Annotated in this window: 13 protein-coding genes; 6 read left to right on the forward strand and 7 right to left on the reverse strand. The window is 61.1% G+C overall.

The annotated features are described in order from the left end of the window. Nucleotide 1: 1 nt before the first annotated feature. The gene (locus NCCP436_RS15435; RefSeq protein WP_220804860.1) at nucleotides 2-1150 is read right to left on the reverse strand and encodes an efflux RND transporter periplasmic adaptor subunit; all 1149 of its coding nucleotides are present in this window, start codon (nucleotides 1148-1150) and stop codon (nucleotides 2-4) included. Nucleotides 1151-1284: 134 nt separating this feature from the next. Here NCCP436_RS15435 and NCCP436_RS15440 point away from each other — a divergent pair, with 134 nt between their 5' ends. Further along, nucleotides 1285-1914: a TetR family transcriptional regulator gene (locus NCCP436_RS15440; protein ID WP_220804861.1), complete on the forward strand. Its 630-nt coding sequence runs from the start codon at nucleotides 1285-1287 to the stop codon at nucleotides 1912-1914. Here the strand turns inward: NCCP436_RS15440 and NCCP436_RS15445 are convergent. Continuing rightward, on the reverse strand, nucleotides 1911-2108 hold the full coding sequence (locus NCCP436_RS15445) for a heavy-metal-associated domain-containing protein (RefSeq protein WP_220804862.1): 198 nt from the start codon (nucleotides 2106-2108) through the stop codon (nucleotides 1911-1913). The genes NCCP436_RS15440 and NCCP436_RS15445 overlap by 4 nt on opposite strands. Nucleotides 2109-2286: 178 nt before the next feature. On the opposite strand from NCCP436_RS15445, the gene NCCP436_RS15450 reads away from it, so the two are divergent. Further along, complete coding sequence (locus NCCP436_RS15450) at nucleotides 2287-4671, forward strand: heavy metal translocating P-type ATPase (protein WP_220804863.1); 2385 nt, start codon at nucleotides 2287-2289, stop codon at nucleotides 4669-4671. A 74-nt stretch (nucleotides 4672-4745) separates the two neighbouring features. Further along, nucleotides 4746-5162: a Cu(I)-responsive transcriptional regulator gene (cueR, locus tag NCCP436_RS15455; RefSeq protein WP_220804864.1), complete on the forward strand. Its 417-nt coding sequence runs from the start codon at nucleotides 4746-4748 to the stop codon at nucleotides 5160-5162. 9 nt (nucleotides 5163-5171) lie between these two features. Here cueR and NCCP436_RS15460 read toward each other — a convergent pair whose 3' ends face one another. Continuing rightward, a complete protein-coding gene (locus tag NCCP436_RS15460) occupies nucleotides 5172-5933 on the reverse strand; it encodes an ABC transporter permease (protein ID WP_220804865.1) in 762 nt (253 codons plus the stop codon). After that, nucleotides 5930-6859, reverse strand: coding sequence for an ABC transporter ATP-binding protein (locus NCCP436_RS15465; protein WP_220804866.1), 930 nt, complete (start codon nucleotides 6857-6859; stop codon nucleotides 5930-5932). Before NCCP436_RS15465 ends, NCCP436_RS15460 begins: the two co-directional genes overlap by 4 nt. 221 nt (nucleotides 6860-7080) lie before the next feature. Here NCCP436_RS15465 and NCCP436_RS15470 point away from each other — a divergent pair, with 221 nt between their 5' ends. The 3 genes from NCCP436_RS15470 to NCCP436_RS15480 all read left to right on the forward strand — a co-directional run bounded on the left by NCCP436_RS15470 (nucleotide 7081) and on the right by NCCP436_RS15480 (nucleotide 11667). Continuing rightward, a complete protein-coding gene (locus tag NCCP436_RS15470; protein WP_220804867.1) occupies nucleotides 7081-8214 on the forward strand; it encodes an efflux RND transporter periplasmic adaptor subunit in 1134 nt (377 codons plus the stop codon). A 69-nt stretch (nucleotides 8215-8283) separates the two neighbouring features. Further along, on the forward strand, nucleotides 8284-11316 hold the full coding sequence (locus tag NCCP436_RS15475; RefSeq protein WP_220804868.1) for a multidrug efflux RND transporter permease subunit: 3033 nt from the start codon (nucleotides 8284-8286) through the stop codon (nucleotides 11314-11316). Nucleotides 11317-11439: 123 nt separating this feature from the next. After that, nucleotides 11440-11667: a hypothetical protein gene (locus tag NCCP436_RS15480; RefSeq protein WP_220804869.1), complete on the forward strand. Its 228-nt coding sequence runs from the start codon at nucleotides 11440-11442 to the stop codon at nucleotides 11665-11667. Between the two features lie 54 nt (nucleotides 11668-11721). On the opposite strand, the gene NCCP436_RS15485 is transcribed toward NCCP436_RS15480, so the two are convergent. The 3 genes from NCCP436_RS15485 to NCCP436_RS15495 form a co-directional block, all read right to left on the reverse strand. Next, a complete protein-coding gene (locus tag NCCP436_RS15485; protein ID WP_220804870.1) occupies nucleotides 11722-12351 on the reverse strand; it encodes an FKBP-type peptidyl-prolyl cis-trans isomerase in 630 nt (209 codons plus the stop codon). 103 nt (nucleotides 12352-12454) lie between these two features. After that, entirely contained in the window at nucleotides 12455-12946 is a 492-nt protein-coding gene (locus tag NCCP436_RS15490; protein ID WP_220804871.1) for a TIGR00645 family protein, read from the reverse strand. Nucleotides 12947-13547: 601 nt separating this feature from the next. Continuing rightward, nucleotides 13548-15986 carry a Lon protease family protein gene (locus NCCP436_RS15495; RefSeq protein ID WP_220804872.1) on the reverse strand — a complete coding sequence of 813 codons (2439 nt, stop codon included), beginning with the start codon at nucleotides 15984-15986 and terminating at the stop codon, nucleotides 13548-13550. Nucleotides 15987-16189 lie beyond the last annotated feature (203 nt).

The raw sequence follows: 16189 nt of genomic DNA on the forward strand, positions 1-16189 counted from the left end.
GTTACTCCCGGAAAGGTGTCGCAGATGCGGCGGCTTCAGCCTCCTCCACCCGAACCGGGCTGTCCGGCCGGACTTTCGCCAGTCCATCGACCACCACCCGCTCGCCATCGCTCAGGCCGGAGGTAATCAGCCAGCGCCCGCCGGCCGTATCACCGGTACTGACGGCCCGTATACGGGCAACGCCATTGTCATCGACCACATAGACAAAGGTGCCATTCGGCCCCTGGGCCACCGCTCGCTCCGGCACGGTAATGGCATTTGGACGCGTCAGCCCCTTGATCTGCACCCGCACGAACTGTCCTGGAAGCAGTTTCTGCTCGGGGTTGGGCACCACGCCACGAGCGCTGACAGTACCCGTGCCACGGTCGATCAGGCTGTCGGTGAAATCCACCTCGCCAACAAGCGGATACACGCTTCCATCAGCGAAATGCACCTCTACACTCAACTTGCCGTCAGCCGGCGGCACCAGGCTACCTTGCGACAAATCACGCCGCAGACGCTCGGCCTCGGCATCCGGGTAGGCAAAATTAATGAAGATCGGATCAAGTTGGGTGATCTGCGTGAGCAGACTGGCGTTGGGGTCGCCGGCAACGATCAGGCTGCCCTCGGAAACGCTCTCCTTACTGGTGATGCCGGTAATCGGCGCCTTCACCGTGGTGTAGTCGAGGTCGATCTGCCGCGACTGTAGTTCAGCCTGCGCAGCCTCGATGTTGGCCTTGCTCTGCTCAAAAGCGGAGATGGCGTTGTCCAGCTCGCTCTCGCTGGCAAACCCCTTCTTCTGCAGCTCGCGAATGCGTCGCAGGTCGCGCTCGGCCTGCCGGTAACGCGCCTGTTCCTGCGCCAGCGCTCCCCGGGCACGGGCTAGGGCTGCCTCATAGGGACGCGGATCAATGCGAAAAAGCACCTGATCCTTCTGCACGCCGCGACCTTCCTGATAGGTGCGCTCCTGCAGAATGCCGCCAACCTGGGCGCGTACCTGCACCTCACGATAGCCAGCAGTACGTGCCGGATACTCCAGCACCACCGGCAACTCGCCAACCCTTGTCTGCTCGATCGTCACCGCCACAGCCGGCGCATCGGCTGCCTGAACAGCAATAACCAGGGCCAGTCCGGCAAAAGTACTCGTCCAAAACAGGGGGGCACGCAGCATGAAGGACTCCTCTCCTTGGCCCCCGTGACACCAGCCATATCGCCTCCTTACTGGAGCGCAAGCTCAACCAGTGGCCGGGGCAAATTCGCTACACTTGGCACAATCTGAGCCTAGCTCCAATTGACCGGATCGCCATGCGTAGAACCAAAGAAGATGCAGAAAAAACCCGCAGCGCCATCCTCGCGGCAGCCGAACTGCTGTTTCTCGAGCGTGGCGTCGCCCATACCAGCCTGGAACAAATTGCCCGACATGCGGGCGTAACCCGCGGTGCGGTCTACTGGCACTTCCAAAACAAGGCCCACCTGTTCCACGAAATGCTTAATCAGGTGCGCCTGCCGCTGGAGCCGCTGGCTCGGCAACTGGCTGCCAGCGAAGGCCTGGCCTCCTTGCAACTACTGCGCGATCAATGTATCGAGGGCATGACCAATCTGGTGTCCAACGAGCAGCGTCGACGCATCCTCACCGTGCTGTTGCGTCGCTGCGAGTTTACCGAAGAACTGCGCGAGGCCGAGATGCGCCATGAGGCTTTCGTCCAGCAGTTCATCGACATCTGCGAACAGCAGTTCGCCTTGCCATCCGTTCAACCGCAACTGCAGCCGGGCATCACCCCACGTCTGGCTTCACGCACCCTGCATGCGCTGATTGTCGGACTGCTCAACGACTGGCTGCTTAACCCCGAGCTGCTGGACGCAGAGCAAGACATTCCAGCGATGTTCGACAGCTGCTTCCGTGGTGTTTTGCGCCAGTGGCCGCCTAGCCACTAGAGCTGCACCGCCTCGTAACCCTGCTGGAGAATTGCGGACAAAATTCGCTCGCCATCCACGGTGCTCTCCACCCGCACCAGCCCCTCGGCCAGATCCACCTCGACCCGGGCACTCTGATCCAGCATCTGAATCGCCCGGGTAACAGCGGCAACACAATGGCCACAGGACATACCACTTACCTTGAACTGCTGCATGAGCCGACTCCTGGAATTCAAAACAAAGAACGTCAGTCTTGACCTTGCCATCGTGACAAGGTCAAGAGGCGTGAGCCTCCGCCGACAGGCTGTCGCAACCCGGGACAAAGCCAGGGCTTGACCTTGCCATGGGGTCAGGGTTGATCCTCCTGTCACCATGCCAGAAGGAAAGCCCAGCATGATCACCTTTGACCTGCCTATCCGCGGAATGACCTGCGCCAGTTGCGCAGGCCGTGTCGAACGCGCCCTGCGCCAGTTGCCAGAAGTGCGTAGCGCCAGCGTCAACCTCGCCAGCGAGCTAGCCAGGGTCGAAGCCCCGGGCGACAGCCTGGCTGCACTGAGCGCCTGCATTGAGGCCGCCGGTTACGAGGTTGCACTGGAGCCTCTGGAACTGAACATCGAAGGCATGAACTGCGCCAGTTGCGTCGGTCGCATTGAACGAGCCCTCGGCCAGTTGCCAGCCATCAGCCGGGTGGCCGTCAACCTGGCCGACGAGAAAGCACGTTTACAGGTGCTCGCAGGTTTTGATCCACAGCAGGCCATCCGCGCTGTGACGGCCGCAGGCTACACAGCCACACTGGCCAACACAAAAACGCCGACCGATGGGCCACAGGAACCCCTGCGTCAGGAACGCCTGCGCCTGCTAATTGCCCTTGCACTCAGCCTGCCGCTGGTACTGCCGATGCTGGTTGAACCGTTTGGCCTGCACTGGATGTTGCCGGCCTGGCTGCAGTGGCTGCTGGCCACGCCAGTTCAATTCGTATTGGGCGCCCGCTTCTACCGGGCTGCCTGGGCAGCCCTGAAAGCCCGGGCCGGCAATATGGATCAGTTGGTGGCCATCGGCACCAGTGCCGGCTACGGCCTGAGTCTCTATCAGTGGGCAGTAACGCCTGCCGGCAAGGTACCGCACCTGTACTTCGAGACCTCGGCCGTGATCATCAGCCTGATCCTGCTCGGCAAGTATCTGGAAAATCGTGCAAAACGGCGCACAACCGGCGCCATTCGGGCCCTACAGGCACTGCGCCCGGATCATGCGGTACGCCTGACAAACGGCCAGGAACAAACGGTCGGCCTTGAGGAACTGCTGCCGGGCGACTGCATCGTGGTCAGGCCCGGCGAACGCTTCCCGGTCGATGGCCGGGTTCTGGAAGGACAAAGTCATGCTGACGAAGCCCTGATCAGTGGCGAAAGCCTGCCGGTGGCCAAACGTCCGGGCGACCGGGTCACTGCCGGCGCCATAAACGGCGAGGGGCGCTTGCTGGTGGAAACCACCGCACTGGGCGCCGAGACCGTGTTGTCGCGCATCATTCGTCTGGTGGAGGACGCCCAGGCAGCCAAGGCGCCGATCCAGAAGCTGGTCGACCGGGTCAGCCAGGTTTTCGTCCCGGCGGTACTGCTGGTTGCTCTGGCCACTCTTCTGGGCTGGCTGCTGCTCGGTGCGCCCCTGGAAGACGCTCTGCTCAATGCGGTGGCCGTACTGGTCATCGCCTGCCCCTGCGCACTGGGTCTGGCGACCCCCACCGCAATCATGGCCGGTACTGGCGTCGCCGCGCGTCACGGCATCCTGATCAAGGACGCCGAGGCTCTGGAGCTGGCCCATGCCGTGCGGCACGTTGCCTTCGACAAAACCGGCACACTCACCGAAGGTCGTCCACGCATCATTCATACCGCCCTGGGCGATGCCACGGAGGAGGAGCTGTTACGCCTGGCCGGCGCCCTTCAGCAAGGCAGCGAGCATCCGCTGGCCAGGGCCGTGCTGCAGCACTGCAATGAGCTTTGCATCCCCCTGCCGCAGCTGCACGACAGTCGGGCACTGGCCGGGCGCGGCATCGCCGGTACGGTGGAAGGCAGAACCCTGCAACTGGGCAGCAGCCGCCTGCTGGAGGAGCAGCAACTAGAAGCAGGGACACTGGCCCAGTCAGCCCGCGACTGGGAGAACGAAGGGCGCACCCTGTCCTGGCTGATCGAAAGCGGAAAAAAGCCCCGTCTGCTCGGCCTGCTGGCATTCGGCGACGTACTCAAACCGGGCGCAGCCGAGGCGATCAGCGAGCTGCATGCTCAGGGCATCAGCAGCCATCTGATCAGCGGCGACAATCGTGGCAGCGTCGCCGCCGTCGCTGCCACCCTGGGTATCGATCAGCCTCATGCCCAGGTGTTGCCGGCAGACAAGGCACGACTGATTGGCGAGTTGCGCCGGCTGGGCACAGTGGCCATGGTCGGTGACGGTATCAATGATGCTCCTGCCCTGGCCGCCGCCGACGTAGGCATTGCCATGGGCGGCGGCACCGATGCGGCCATGCACGCGGCCGGCATCACCCTGATGCGCGGTGATCCGCGACTGGTGCCGGCGGCACTGGCCATCAGCCGGCGCACCTACGCCAAGATTCGCCAGAACCTGTTCTGGGCCTTTATCTACAACCTGATCGGCATCCCGCTGGCAGCCGCCGGCCTGCTCAACCCCATGTTCGCCGGCGCCGCCATGGCTTTGTCTAGCGTCAGCGTGGTAAGCAACGCACTGCTGCTCAACCGCTGGAAGCCCGGCAGCGACCCAAAAACGCCCTGAGCCGGGGCCGGGTTCATTTCGGCCCCGGCTCTCTGGCATAGTGTCCTTCGCACCGTTTCCGCAAGAGCATGCTCATGAACATTGGCCAAGCAGCCAGACACACCGGTCTGAGCGCGAAGATGATCCGCTACTACGAGGCAATCGGCCTGTTGCCCAGAGCCGGTCGCAGCCAGAGCGGCTATCGACAGTACAGCCAGGCTGATCTGCACCGCCTGAGCTTTATCAAGCGCGCACGGGACCTTGGCTTTTCCCTCGAAGAGGTCGGCAGATTGCTGACACTTTGGCAGGACAAACAGCGCGCCAGCGCCGATGTCAAAGCGCTGGCCGAAGAGCATATCGCCGGGCTTGAGCGCAAGATCACCGAGATGACAGCGCTACGCGACACGCTTCAGGAGCTGGCGGCCAGTTGCCAGGGCGACAGCCGGCCGGACTGTCCGATCCTCAGGGGCATTGCCGAAGGCACCGCGTGCCGCCCTGGTGGCTGCCACTGAACCCCGGCCTCAATTTTTCAGGCGATAACCCGTGCGGAAGATCCAGCCCACCAGAATGATGCACAGGCCGAGAAAGCCGAGAATCATCGCCAGGCTGACGCCGACATTGACATCGGAAACACCATAGAAGCTCCAGCGAAAGGCACTGATCAGGTAGACCACCGGGTTGAACAGCGTCACGGTCTGCCAGGCTGGCGGCAACATGCTGATGGAATAGAAGGCGCCGCCAAGGAAGGTCAGCGGCGTGACGATCAGCGCCGGGACGATCTGCAGCTTCTCCCAGCCGTCGGCCCAGACACCGATGATGAAGCCGAACAGGCTGAAGGTCAGCGCGGTGAGTACTAGGAAGGCGGCCATCCACAGCGGATGTTCGATCCGAAAGTCGACGAACAAACGCGCCGTAAGCAGAATGATCAGCCCAAGGATCACCGACTTGGTGGCTGCCGCACCAACATAACCGATGAGTATCTCCAGGTAGGATACCGGCGCCGAGAGGATCTCGTAGATACTGCCGGAATACTTGGGCATGTAGATGCCGAAGGAAGCATTGGAGATGCTCTCGGTCAGCAGCGCCAGCATGATCAGCCCGGGGATGATAAAGGCGCCGTAGCTCACACCCTGTACCTGAGCCATGCTCGAACCGATGGCCGAGCCAAACACCACGAAGTACAGCGAGGTGCTGATGACCGGAGTGGCAATGCTCTGCAACAGGGTGCGCCAGGTGCGTGCCAGCTCGAACAGGTAGATGGCCTTGATGGCATACAGGTTCATGCTCGCGACTCCTTGATCAGGCCGACGAAAATCTCTTCCAGAGAACTCTGGCTCGACTGCAGATCCTTGAAGTCGATGCCGTGCCGGGCAAGATCCCGCAGCAACTCGGCGATGCCCGTGTGCTCACGCTGGGCATCGAAGGTGAAAACCAGTGCATGCCCCTGATCCGCCAGCTCCAGGCCGTATTGATCCAGCTCGGCCGGGATCGTCGCCAGCGGCTGCTGCAGATGCAGAGTCAGCTGCTTTCTGCCGAGCTTGTGCATCAGAATCTGCTTGTCCTCCACCAAGATGATCCGTCCCTTTTGGATCACACCGATGCGATCGGCCATCTCCTCGGCTTCCTCGATGTAGTGGGTGGTGAGAATGATGGTTACGCCACGATCTCGCAGGCGCCGCACCATGCTCCACATGTCGCGGCGCAGTTCCACATCAACCCCGGCGGTGGGCTCGTCGAGGAACAGAATGGTGGGCTCATGGCTCAGGGCCTTGGCAATCATTACCCGACGCTTCATGCCACCGGACAGCTCCAGAATCCTGGCGTCCCGCTTGTCCCACAGCGACAGGTCCTTGAGCAGTTGCTCCAGGTAGGCCGGATCCGGTTTCTTGCCGAACAGGCCACGACTGAACTTCACTGTGGCCCATACGGTTTCAAACACATCACTGACCAGCTCCTGCGGCACCAGACCGATCTGCGAACGCGCCGCACGGTAGTCACGAACGATGTCGCAACCACCTACCAGTACCCGCCCCTCGCCCGGGTTGACGATGCCGCAGATGATGCTGATCAGAGTAGTTTTGCCGGCCCCGTTGGGGCCTAATAGGGCGAAGATTTCCCCCTGACGGATTTCCAGATCGATACCCTGCAGGGCCGGATGGCCCGAAGCATAGGTCTTGTTCAACTGCTGAATGGATATGACCGGCTGCACGGTGGGTTGTCCCTTGCCTGCGAAAACGATTGAGTTTAACCCGCCCTGCCGAAGGCTTCATGGCAAGGATAAAAACGGCTCACTGCAGATACCGCAGGATGGCGGCACCTGCAGCAACAATTGGCGACATATAGAGACCTTTTGACAGCCATCGGCACTATCTCTATCTTGCGCCCTCTACCTATTCTCAGGTTCTCTCTACTTCGCCAAGGAAACAGAATATGTTGCTCCGTCGCATGCTCATCATGCTCGGTGTGGCGCTTGTCGTGCTGCTCGCCCTCGCTGCCTACAAAGGCCTCTCCATTTACCAGCAGATCCAGATGTTCTCGGCCCCACCGCCGCCCATCAAGGTCTCGGCCGTACATGCTCAGGAGCAGCCCTGGCAACAGCGCCTGGCCGCCATCGGTACACTGAAGGCCTTTCAGGGCGTGGATCTGTCAGCCGAGGTAAACGGCATCGTCCGTGAGGTGCTGTTCGAGTCTGGGCAGAAGGCCGAGCGCGGCCAACCGCTGATTCAGCTCGACAGCGAAGTAGAACGCGCCAGCCTGGCTACTGCCGAGGCCGAGCGCAGCCTGGCACAGATCGAATACGAGCGTGGACGCAGTCTGGTCAGCCGCTCGAACATCTCCAAGAGCGAGTTCGACCGTCTGGCCTCGACCCTACAAAAAGCCAATGCCAACGTTGCCCAGCTCAAGGCACAACTGGACAAGAAGCGCATTCTCGCGCCCTTCTCCGGCACCATCGGCATCCGCCAGGTCGACCCCGGTGACTATCTGTCACCCGGCGCCAGCATCGCCACCCTGCAGGATCTGTCGCGTCTGCATGTCGACTTCTTCCTGCCCGAACAGCAAGCACCACGTCTGGCCCTGAACCAGCGCGTACTGCTGAGCGTCGCCGCCTTCCCGGGCGAAACCTTCGAAGGCCGGATTACCGCCCTCAACCCCAAGGTAGAGGACGAGACGCGCAACCTGCAGGTTCGCGCCACCCTGGACAATCCGGAAGAGAAGCTGCTGCCCGGCATGTTCGCCAATCTGCAGGTGCTGCTGCCCATCGAGGATCGGGTCGTGGTCGTACCGGAAACTGCCGTCACCTACACCCTGTACGGCAATTCGGTCTACATCGTAGTCGAGAACAAGGACGACCAGAACGATGCCGCAGACAACAAGGCGCAGCTAGTGGTCGAACGCCGCTTTATTGAAACCGGCGAGCGTCGCGATGGCCGCGTGGTCATCCTCAAGGGCGTGCAAGCAGGTGAGCAAGTGGTGGTCTCCGGCCAGCTGAAGCTGGACAACGGCGCCCGCGTTACCCTGGTCGACGACCCGGCGCAACCCGACACCCCTGCTGGCTCCAACTGACACACCCCGGCGGCGTAGCGGCTGATCGCCCTGCGCCGGCCGCAGGCCGTAACAGCCAAGGAAATCAACATGGCTTTCACCGATCCGTTCATCCGTCGTCCCGTGCTGGCTACAGTGGTCAGCCTGCTGATCGTCCTGCTCGGCATCCAGGCCTTCAGCAAACTGGTGATCCGCCAGTACCCGCAGATGGAAAACGCCCTGATCACGGTCACCACCGCCTACCCCGGGGCCAATGCCGAGACCATTCAGGGCTACATCACCCAGCCGCTGCAACAGGCGCTGGCCAGTGCCGAGGGCATCGACTACATGACCTCGACCAGCATGCAGAACCTTTCAACCATCTCGATCTACGCCCGCATCGGTGCCAATACCGATCGCCTGTTCACCGAGCTGCTGGCCAAAGCCAACGAGGTTAAGAACCAGTTGCCGCAGGAAGCCGAGGACCCGGTTCTGTCGAAGGAAGCGGCCGACGCCTCGGCACTGATGTACGTGAGCTTCTACAGCGACGAGCTATCCAATCCGCAGATCACCGACTACCTCTCGCGCGTTATCCAGCCCAAGCTGGCCACCCTGCCAGGCATGGCTGAAGCGCAGATTCTCGGCAACCAGGTGTTCGCCATGCGCCTGTGGCTGGATCCGGTGAAGATGGCGGCCTACGGCGTTACCGCCGGCGATCTCAACGACGCGGTGCGCAAGTACAACTTCCTCTCGGCCGCCGGCGAGGTGAAGGGCCAGTACGTGGTCACCAGCATCAACGCCACCACCGACCTGAAATCCGCCGAGGCCTTCGGCGCCATCCCGGTGAAGACGGTGGGTGACACCCGGGTGCTGGTGCGCGACATCGCCCGTGTGGAAATGGGCGCGGAGAACTACAACTCGATCAGCTCGTTCGACGGTATTCCTTCGGTATATATCGCCATCAAGGCGACGCCGAGCGCCAACCCGCTGGACGTGATCAAGCACGTACGTGCCGCCCTGCCCGAACTGGAGGCGCAACTGCCGCCGAACCTCAAGGTGGCAGTCGCCTACGACGCCACTGAATTCATCCAAGCCTCCATCGACGAGGTGATCAAGACCCTGGCCGAGGCCGTGCTGATCGTCATAGTAGTGGTGTTCCTGTTCCTCGGCGCCTTCCGTTCGGTGCTGATTCCGGTGATCACCATTCCGCTGTCGATGATCGGTGTGCTGTTCTTCATGCAACTGATGGGCTATTCGATCAACCTGCTGACGCTGCTGGCCATGGTACTGGCCATCGGCCTGGTAGTAGACGATGCCATCGTCGTGGTGGAGAACATCCACCGTCACATCGAAGAAGGCAAGACGCCGTTCGACGCCGCCATCGAAGGTGCCCGAGAAATCGCCGTACCGGTGATCTCGATGACCATCACCCTGGCAGCGGTATACGCACCAATCGGCTTCCTCGAAGGCCTGACCGGTGCCCTGTTCAAGGAGTTCGCCCTGACCCTGGCCGGCGCCGTGATCATCTCCGGCATCGTCGCCCTGACCCTATCGCCGATGATGTGCTCCAAGCTGCTGCGCCACGAAGAAAACCCCAGCGGCCTGGCACACAAGCTGGACACGATCTTCGAGCGGCTCAAGGTGCGTTACCAGAAGGCCCTGCACAGCACCCTGGAGACCCGTCCGGTGGTGGTGGTGTTCGGCCTGTTGGTGATGGCGCTGATCCCGGTACTGCTGATGTTCTCCCAGAGCGAACTGGCCCCCGAGGAAGACCAGGGCATCGTGTTCATGATGGTACAGTCGCCACAACCGACCAACCTGGACTACCTCAACGCCTATACGGATCAGTTCGTAGAGATCTTCAAGACCTTCCCCGAATACTATTCGTCGTTCCAGATCAACGGTTTCAATGGCGTGCAGTCGGGTATCGGCGGTTTCCTGCTGGCCCCCTGGGATCAACGCTCACGCTCGCAGATGGAAATCCTGCCGGAGGTACAGGCCAAACTCGACCAGATTCCGGGCCTGCAAATCTTCAGTTTCAACCTTCCATCATTGCCGGGTACCGGCGAGGGGCTGCCATTCCAGTTCGTGATCAACACCCCCAACGACTATGAGTCGCTGCTGCAGGTAGCCGAACGGGTCAAGGCACGCGCCCAGGAATCCGGCAAGTTCGCCTTCCTCGATATCGACCTGGCCTTCGACAAGCCCGAGGTGGTGGTCGACATCGACCGCGAAAAGGCGGCCCAGATGAACGTGTCCATGCAGGACATCGGTATCGCACTGGGCAGCCTGCTCGGCGAAGGCGAGATCAACCGTTTCACCATCGACGGGCGCAGCTACAAGGTGATCGCCCAGGTGGAACGTGCCTACCGTGACAATCCGGGCTGGCTGGACAGCTACTATGTGCGCAGCGAAAACGGTCGAATGATCCCCCTGTCCACCCTGATCAGAGTCAGCGACCGGGCCCGGCCGACCAAGCTTAACCAGTTCCAGCAGCTCAACTCGGTGATCATCCAGGGCTTCCCCATCGTCAGCATGGGCGACGCCATCGACACAGTCACCCAGATCACCCGCGAGGAAGCACCGCGCGGCTACAGCTACGACTACGCCGGCGCCTCGCGCCAGTATGTTCAGGAAGGCAGCGCGCTATACCTGACCTTCGGCCTGGCACTGGCGATCATCTTCCTGGTACTGGCCGCACAGTTCGAGAGCTTCCGCGATCCGCTGGTGATCCTGGTTACCGTACCGCTGTCGATCTGCGGAGCGCTGATACCGATCTTCCTCGGCCTCTCCAGTATGAACATCTATACCCAGGTAGGCCTGGTGACACTGATCGGACTGATCAGCAAGCACGGCATCCTGATCGTTGAGTTCGCCAACCAGCTACGTCGCGAGGGACTTTCGGTGCGCGAAGCCATCGAAGAGGCAGCCTCGATCCGCCTGCGTCCGGTGCTAATGACAACTGCGGCAATGGTATTTGGCATGGTACCGCTGATTCTGGCCACTGGCGCTGGCGCGGTTAGCCGCTTCGACATCGGCCTGGTGATCGCCACCGGCATGAGCGTGGGTACGGCCTTTACGCTGTTCGTACTGCCCTGCGTATACACCCTGCTGGCCAAGACGGACGCAGCTCCGGCTCAATAAAGCCTGGCGGGCGGTCCCCTCCGCCCGCCTCCCCCCCTCCCGACGGAAAGTCGCGATTAGTTCTTGCTATTTTGCCAATAAGAATTATTCTCAGTTAGGTCAAGCCACCGAAGGAGACCCGCCATGACCTACCTGATCGATGCCTGGCTGGATCGCCCGCATCCCTATCTGCGCATACTCAACCGAGAGACGGGCGAGGTTTGTGCGATGCTGGAATCCGAAGCACTGGATGAACTGCGCGACCAGGGCGATCTGGACTTGCACGAGCTAAGCTCCAGCGAACCCGGGGTACTCAAGGAACTGGTACGCAGTCTGTTCCTGTTCTGTTACGCGAGGGCATTGCGCCCCTGAAAGAAAAAGGGCGTCCGTCAGGACGCCCCCGTTCTGCGGCAGTTGCTGCAGATCTCAGAGGATCTCCAGCAGCTCCACATCGAATACCAGCACGCTGTGCGGCGGGATGCTGCCGACGCCCTGGGCACCGTAGGCCAGCTCGCTCGGCACATGCAGGCGCCACTTGCTGCCGGCATTCATCAGTTGCAACGCCTCGACCCACCCGGCAATTACGCCGCCGACAGGGAATTCGGCCGGCTGGCCACGCTCATAGGAACTGTCGAACACGGTGCCATCGATCAGTGTGCCGTGATAGTGGGTGCGCACATGGTCGTCACGCGATGGTCTGGCACCCCCGCCCGCCACCAGCACTTCATACTGCAGGCCGGACGGCAGCACGGTAACGCCTTCACGCTTGGCATTCTCGGCCAGATAGGCACGACCTTCGCCCGCTGCGGCTTCGGCTTTGGCAGCAGCCTCAGCCTGCATGCGCTCACGGATGACCTGGAAACTGGCCGACAGCTCGCTCTCGGAAACGCGGCTCGCCTGGTCGCCGAAAGCATCGCTCAGACCGGCAAGGATGGCCTCAAGGTTGACACCGGGCGGCGGGTTGTCACGCAACTGACCACCGAGCTGACGGCCAATGCCATAGCTGACGCGCCCCTCGTCGGAGGACAGATCGGGATTGAAATTGAGTTCGGACATGGGGGCTCCGTCTGGGCTGAAAAAGGTCGGCCAGACTAGCACAGAACCCCTGTCTCTACAGAACTCCCGCAGCTACCGGAAACGGCAGCCGAAGGACGCACCTTCAGTCGTGCTTGGTCAGCTTGTCCAGATAGCCCATGGCAAAGGCCGAAGCGACGAAGGTCATATGTATGATCACGTACCACTTCAGATAGGTGGGCTCGTAGCTGCGCGCATCCATGAACACCCGCAGCAGATGGATGGAGGAAATCGCCACAATGGAGGCGGCCACCTTCATCTTCAGCGAGCTGGAATCCATCTTGCCCAGCCAGTTGAGCTTTTCCTTGCTGTCGTCGATATCCAACTGCGAGACGAAGTTCTCGTAACCGGAAATCATCACCATCACCAACAGGCCGCCGACAAGAGCCATGTCGATAAGCGACAACAGCACAAGGATCAGATCGGCCTCGGCCAGAACGAAAATATTTGGCAGGATGTGCACGATTTCCTGGAAGAACTTCAATGCCAGTGCTAGCAGCCCCAGGGACAGACCAAAATAAATAGGCGCCAGCAACCAGCGCGCGGCATACATCGCGTTTTCAAGAAAACGTTCCATAGGTGGATGAGCTCACTGCAGACAGGGTCAAAACGGCGGCGAGTATAACCAGCGCGCCGGAGCAGCAGAAGTATCCTGAAGTACTGTGGATAACAGTACGTGACCGCTTGGCAGCTCAGTCCCGCTGCAAGTGGCATACCTCAGCGCAACCAGCACGCTCCTGTGCAGGCGGACGACACAGCGCCGCCCTCAGATGAAGTTGCCAGATCATGGGTTCCGAACCAGGTGTATAACCCTGCAGCTGCAGATTCCGGCCAATCTCGTACATAACCTGCTCGGCCGCGCACTCCCCCTGAAATGGCCCCAAGACTCGTACAGCAGAGGGCTGCGCAGCATCCAGGCCGGCTGCGCAAAGCACTACCCAGCGCCCCTGGTTGTCACCTAATGGCCGCACAGTGCATTCGATCCGAGTCACCAGACCCAAACACTGATGGGACAGACAGAGGCTGCGCGACATGGCGGAAATCCTCCTGACAACGAGGCTGAGGCCTGCCCGCCAATGGCCCAGGCATAGGCTGGAGTTATCCACGAACTCTATGGATAACTCTGTGAGCGGCGGGTGGGCAAAAGGTTCCGCCCGCCGGTCTGCGGCCCTTCACAGCTAGTGGGCAGAATTCGATCTAGCTGTCAGCGTCTTGTCAGCCTGCTCGTTGCTCTTGCCTTCATCTTCAGCGCCAATCTCGGCAATCTCGCGCAATCGTTCGACCACCCGCGCATTGACACTGCCTGTGGGGAAACGACCCTTTTCATCCGGTTCCCCGGCCGGCTCGCCGACCAGCAGGCTCAGCGCCTCGTCGACGTGACGCACGGCGTAGACATTGAATAACCCCTTGCGCACCGCCTCCAGCACGCGTTCGTCAAGCATCAGATTGCTGATATTGGAATGGGGAATGATCACGCCCTGCTCGCCGGTCAATCCCCGCGCTTCGCAAAGGCGGAAGAAGCCTTCGATCTTCTCGTTGACCCCGCCAACGGCCTGCACTTCGCCAAACTGGTTGATCGAACCGGTGATGGCGAAGCATTGCTTGAGCGGCGTGCGCGACAGCGCCGAAATCAGAGTACAGACTTCGCCTAGCGAGGCGCTGTCACCATCGACATAGCCATAGGACTGCTCCAGAGCAATGCTGGCGGAAATTTCCAGCGGAAATTCCTGGGCATAGCGGCTGCCGAGAAAGCCGGTAAGAATCATCACCCCCTTGGAGTGGATCGGCTGTCCGAGGCTTACCTCGCGCTCAATGTCGACGATGCCGCTACCTCCCGGATAAACGGTGGCGGAAATCCGCGCCGGCACCCCAAAGGCCGAGTCACCCACTTCCAGCACGGTCAGGCCATTGCACTTGCCTACCGCCGCCCCGCTGGTGTCGATCAGGATGATGCCGGCCAGCATGTCGTCGATAATCCGCGCCGATACACGTCCGGTACGGGTCGCCTTGGCCTTCAGCGCTCGCTCGATATGGCCGACATCTGTGATGCTCTCGCCAGCCAGCTGGCGGATGAAATCAGCCTCGCTGACCAGTTGGAACAGATCGCCGATACGCGCCGACAAACGTCCCTGGTGTTCGGCCAGGCGTGCGCTATAGGTGGCCAGGCGTGCCACGGCAGCGCCAGTCAATGGCGCCATGCCCTCCTCCGAGGTGCGCGTCTTCATCAGTTGGGCGAACTGCTCCAGACTGTCATTTTCCAGCGGGATATCCTCGTCGAAGTCCACCAGTACACGGAACATCTCCTGGAAGTCCGGATCGGCATCCTGCAACGCGTAGTAGAGCTGCCGCGAACCGATGATCACCACTTTCACCTGCAGCGGAATGACCTGCGGGTTGAGGGTTACCGTGGCGATACGCCCCAGATCGCCCAGTGGCGACTCCATCTTCAACTGTCGCGAATGCAGAGCGCGCTTGAGCGCTTCCCAGACAAAGGGTTCGCCGAGCAGCTTCTCTGCCTCTACCACCAGATAGCCGCCATTGGCGCGGTGCAGCGCGCCGGGGCGCAACTGCCGGTAGCTGGTATAGAGAGCCCCCTGATCCGAGCTGTATTCGATACGGCCGAACAGGTTGTCATAGGTCGGGTGCGATTCGAACACGACCGGCGCACCACCGTTGACATGGTGACCGACCACCAGACTCGGGCAGTACAGCTCCTCCAGCAGCTTGCGCAACTGCGCATCCGCCTTGTCCACATCCACCAGTTGCTCTACCACTGTGCGCAGCAGATTGACCTGCATCGCCTGCAGGTAAGCGCAGACCCCGGCATTCTCGGCGTACTTCTCCGACAGAGGAGCCAGCAACGGCTGCAGTGCCACGATGATGGTTTCCTCATTGAGCTGCCGTAGCGCATTGCTCGACTCGCGCTTCCATTGCGGCAGGCTGGCCAGCTCCTCGTTGAGACGCTCTTCCAGAGCGGCAATGTCAGCGTGGAAACGCTCACGCTCGGCTTCCGGCAACTGAGCGAACTCGGCCTCGTCCAGCGCCTTGCCGTCAGCCATCGGAGTAAAGGCGATATTCGTACTATCGCGGTACAGGGCGATCCCCCTTTCCAGCGACAGCCGTTCGATCACATCCAGCGCCTGGTCGTAGCGTTTGTTGAAATCGCGATCAATGGCGCTCTTCTTCTGCTGATAGGTAGGCGTTTCGAACACCGCCGGGAAGGTGGCCAGCAGGTTGTCGATCAACTGACTGATGTCGGAAATAAACGTGCTGGCAGTACCCGGCGTCAGTTCCAGTGCGCGTGGCTCGCGTGGCTCGTCGAAGTTGTTGACGTAAACCCAGTCGGCCGGCGTTTCCATGCGCTTGGCCTCGGCCTTGAGATAGCGCTGGACGAAAGAGAAACGCCCGGTACCAGGTTCACCCATAACGAACACGTTGTAGCCGGGGCGCGGCATGGCCACACCGAACTGCAAAGCCTCGACGGCACGTGCCTGACCTAGCACGCCACGAAACGGCTCCAGCTCGTCGGTACTGGCAAAATTGAACTGATCGGCAGAAAAGAGACAGGTCAGAGACTCGGGGGCAAGACGCAAAGCATCGAGGCTACGCTTGGACATTGGCAATCCTTATAGCGGGCGGAAACTTCCGCAAACATGGCGTGATTCTGGGCCTGCCATCCTGCTGCGATCAAGGCTTGCCGCTGTGCAATGCGGAAAAAGTCCCCATGCCGGGCCAGCCACGGACAATCGGATGAGCCTGCGAACCCTTGACATCGGCACAGGGCCCGGCCAAAGCTCGCCCATCCCTCCCGCAAGCAGAA

Origin of the sequence: Pseudomonas sp. NCCP-436 (assembly GCF_019656335.1) — a bacterium.
Taxonomy (GTDB): domain Bacteria; phylum Pseudomonadota; class Gammaproteobacteria; order Pseudomonadales; family Pseudomonadaceae; genus Aquipseudomonas.

What these genes read in the sequence shown, in the direction of transcription:
- NCCP436_RS15435 (WP_220804860.1), bottom strand. Translation starts at nt 1,150, where the DNA reads ATGCTGCGTGCCCCCCTGTTTTGGACGAGTACTTTTGCCGGACTGGCC.
- NCCP436_RS15440 (WP_220804861.1), top strand. Translation starts at nt 1,285, where the DNA reads ATGCGTAGAACCAAAGAAGATGCAGAAAAAACCCGCAGCGCCATCCTC.
- NCCP436_RS15445 (WP_220804862.1), bottom strand. Translation starts at nt 2,108, where the DNA reads ATGCAGCAGTTCAAGGTAAGTGGTATGTCCTGTGGCCATTGTGTTGCC.
- NCCP436_RS15450 (WP_220804863.1), top strand. Translation starts at nt 2,287, where the DNA reads ATGATCACCTTTGACCTGCCTATCCGCGGAATGACCTGCGCCAGTTGC.
- cueR (WP_220804864.1), top strand. Translation starts at nt 4,746, where the DNA reads ATGAACATTGGCCAAGCAGCCAGACACACCGGTCTGAGCGCGAAGATG.
- NCCP436_RS15460 (WP_220804865.1), bottom strand. Translation starts at nt 5,933, where the DNA reads ATGAACCTGTATGCCATCAAGGCCATCTACCTGTTCGAGCTGGCACGC.
- NCCP436_RS15470 (WP_220804867.1), top strand. Translation starts at nt 7,081, where the DNA reads ATGTTGCTCCGTCGCATGCTCATCATGCTCGGTGTGGCGCTTGTCGTG.
- NCCP436_RS15475 (WP_220804868.1), top strand. Translation starts at nt 8,284, where the DNA reads ATGGCTTTCACCGATCCGTTCATCCGTCGTCCCGTGCTGGCTACAGTG.
- NCCP436_RS15480 (WP_220804869.1), top strand. Translation starts at nt 11,440, where the DNA reads ATGACCTACCTGATCGATGCCTGGCTGGATCGCCCGCATCCCTATCTG.
- NCCP436_RS15485 (WP_220804870.1), bottom strand. Translation starts at nt 12,351, where the DNA reads ATGTCCGAACTCAATTTCAATCCCGATCTGTCCTCCGACGAGGGGCGC.
- NCCP436_RS15490 (WP_220804871.1), bottom strand. Translation starts at nt 12,946, where the DNA reads ATGGAACGTTTTCTTGAAAACGCGATGTATGCCGCGCGCTGGTTGCTG.
- NCCP436_RS15495 (WP_220804872.1), bottom strand. Translation starts at nt 15,986, where the DNA reads ATGTCCAAGCGTAGCCTCGATGCTTTGCGTCTTGCCCCCGAGTCTCTG.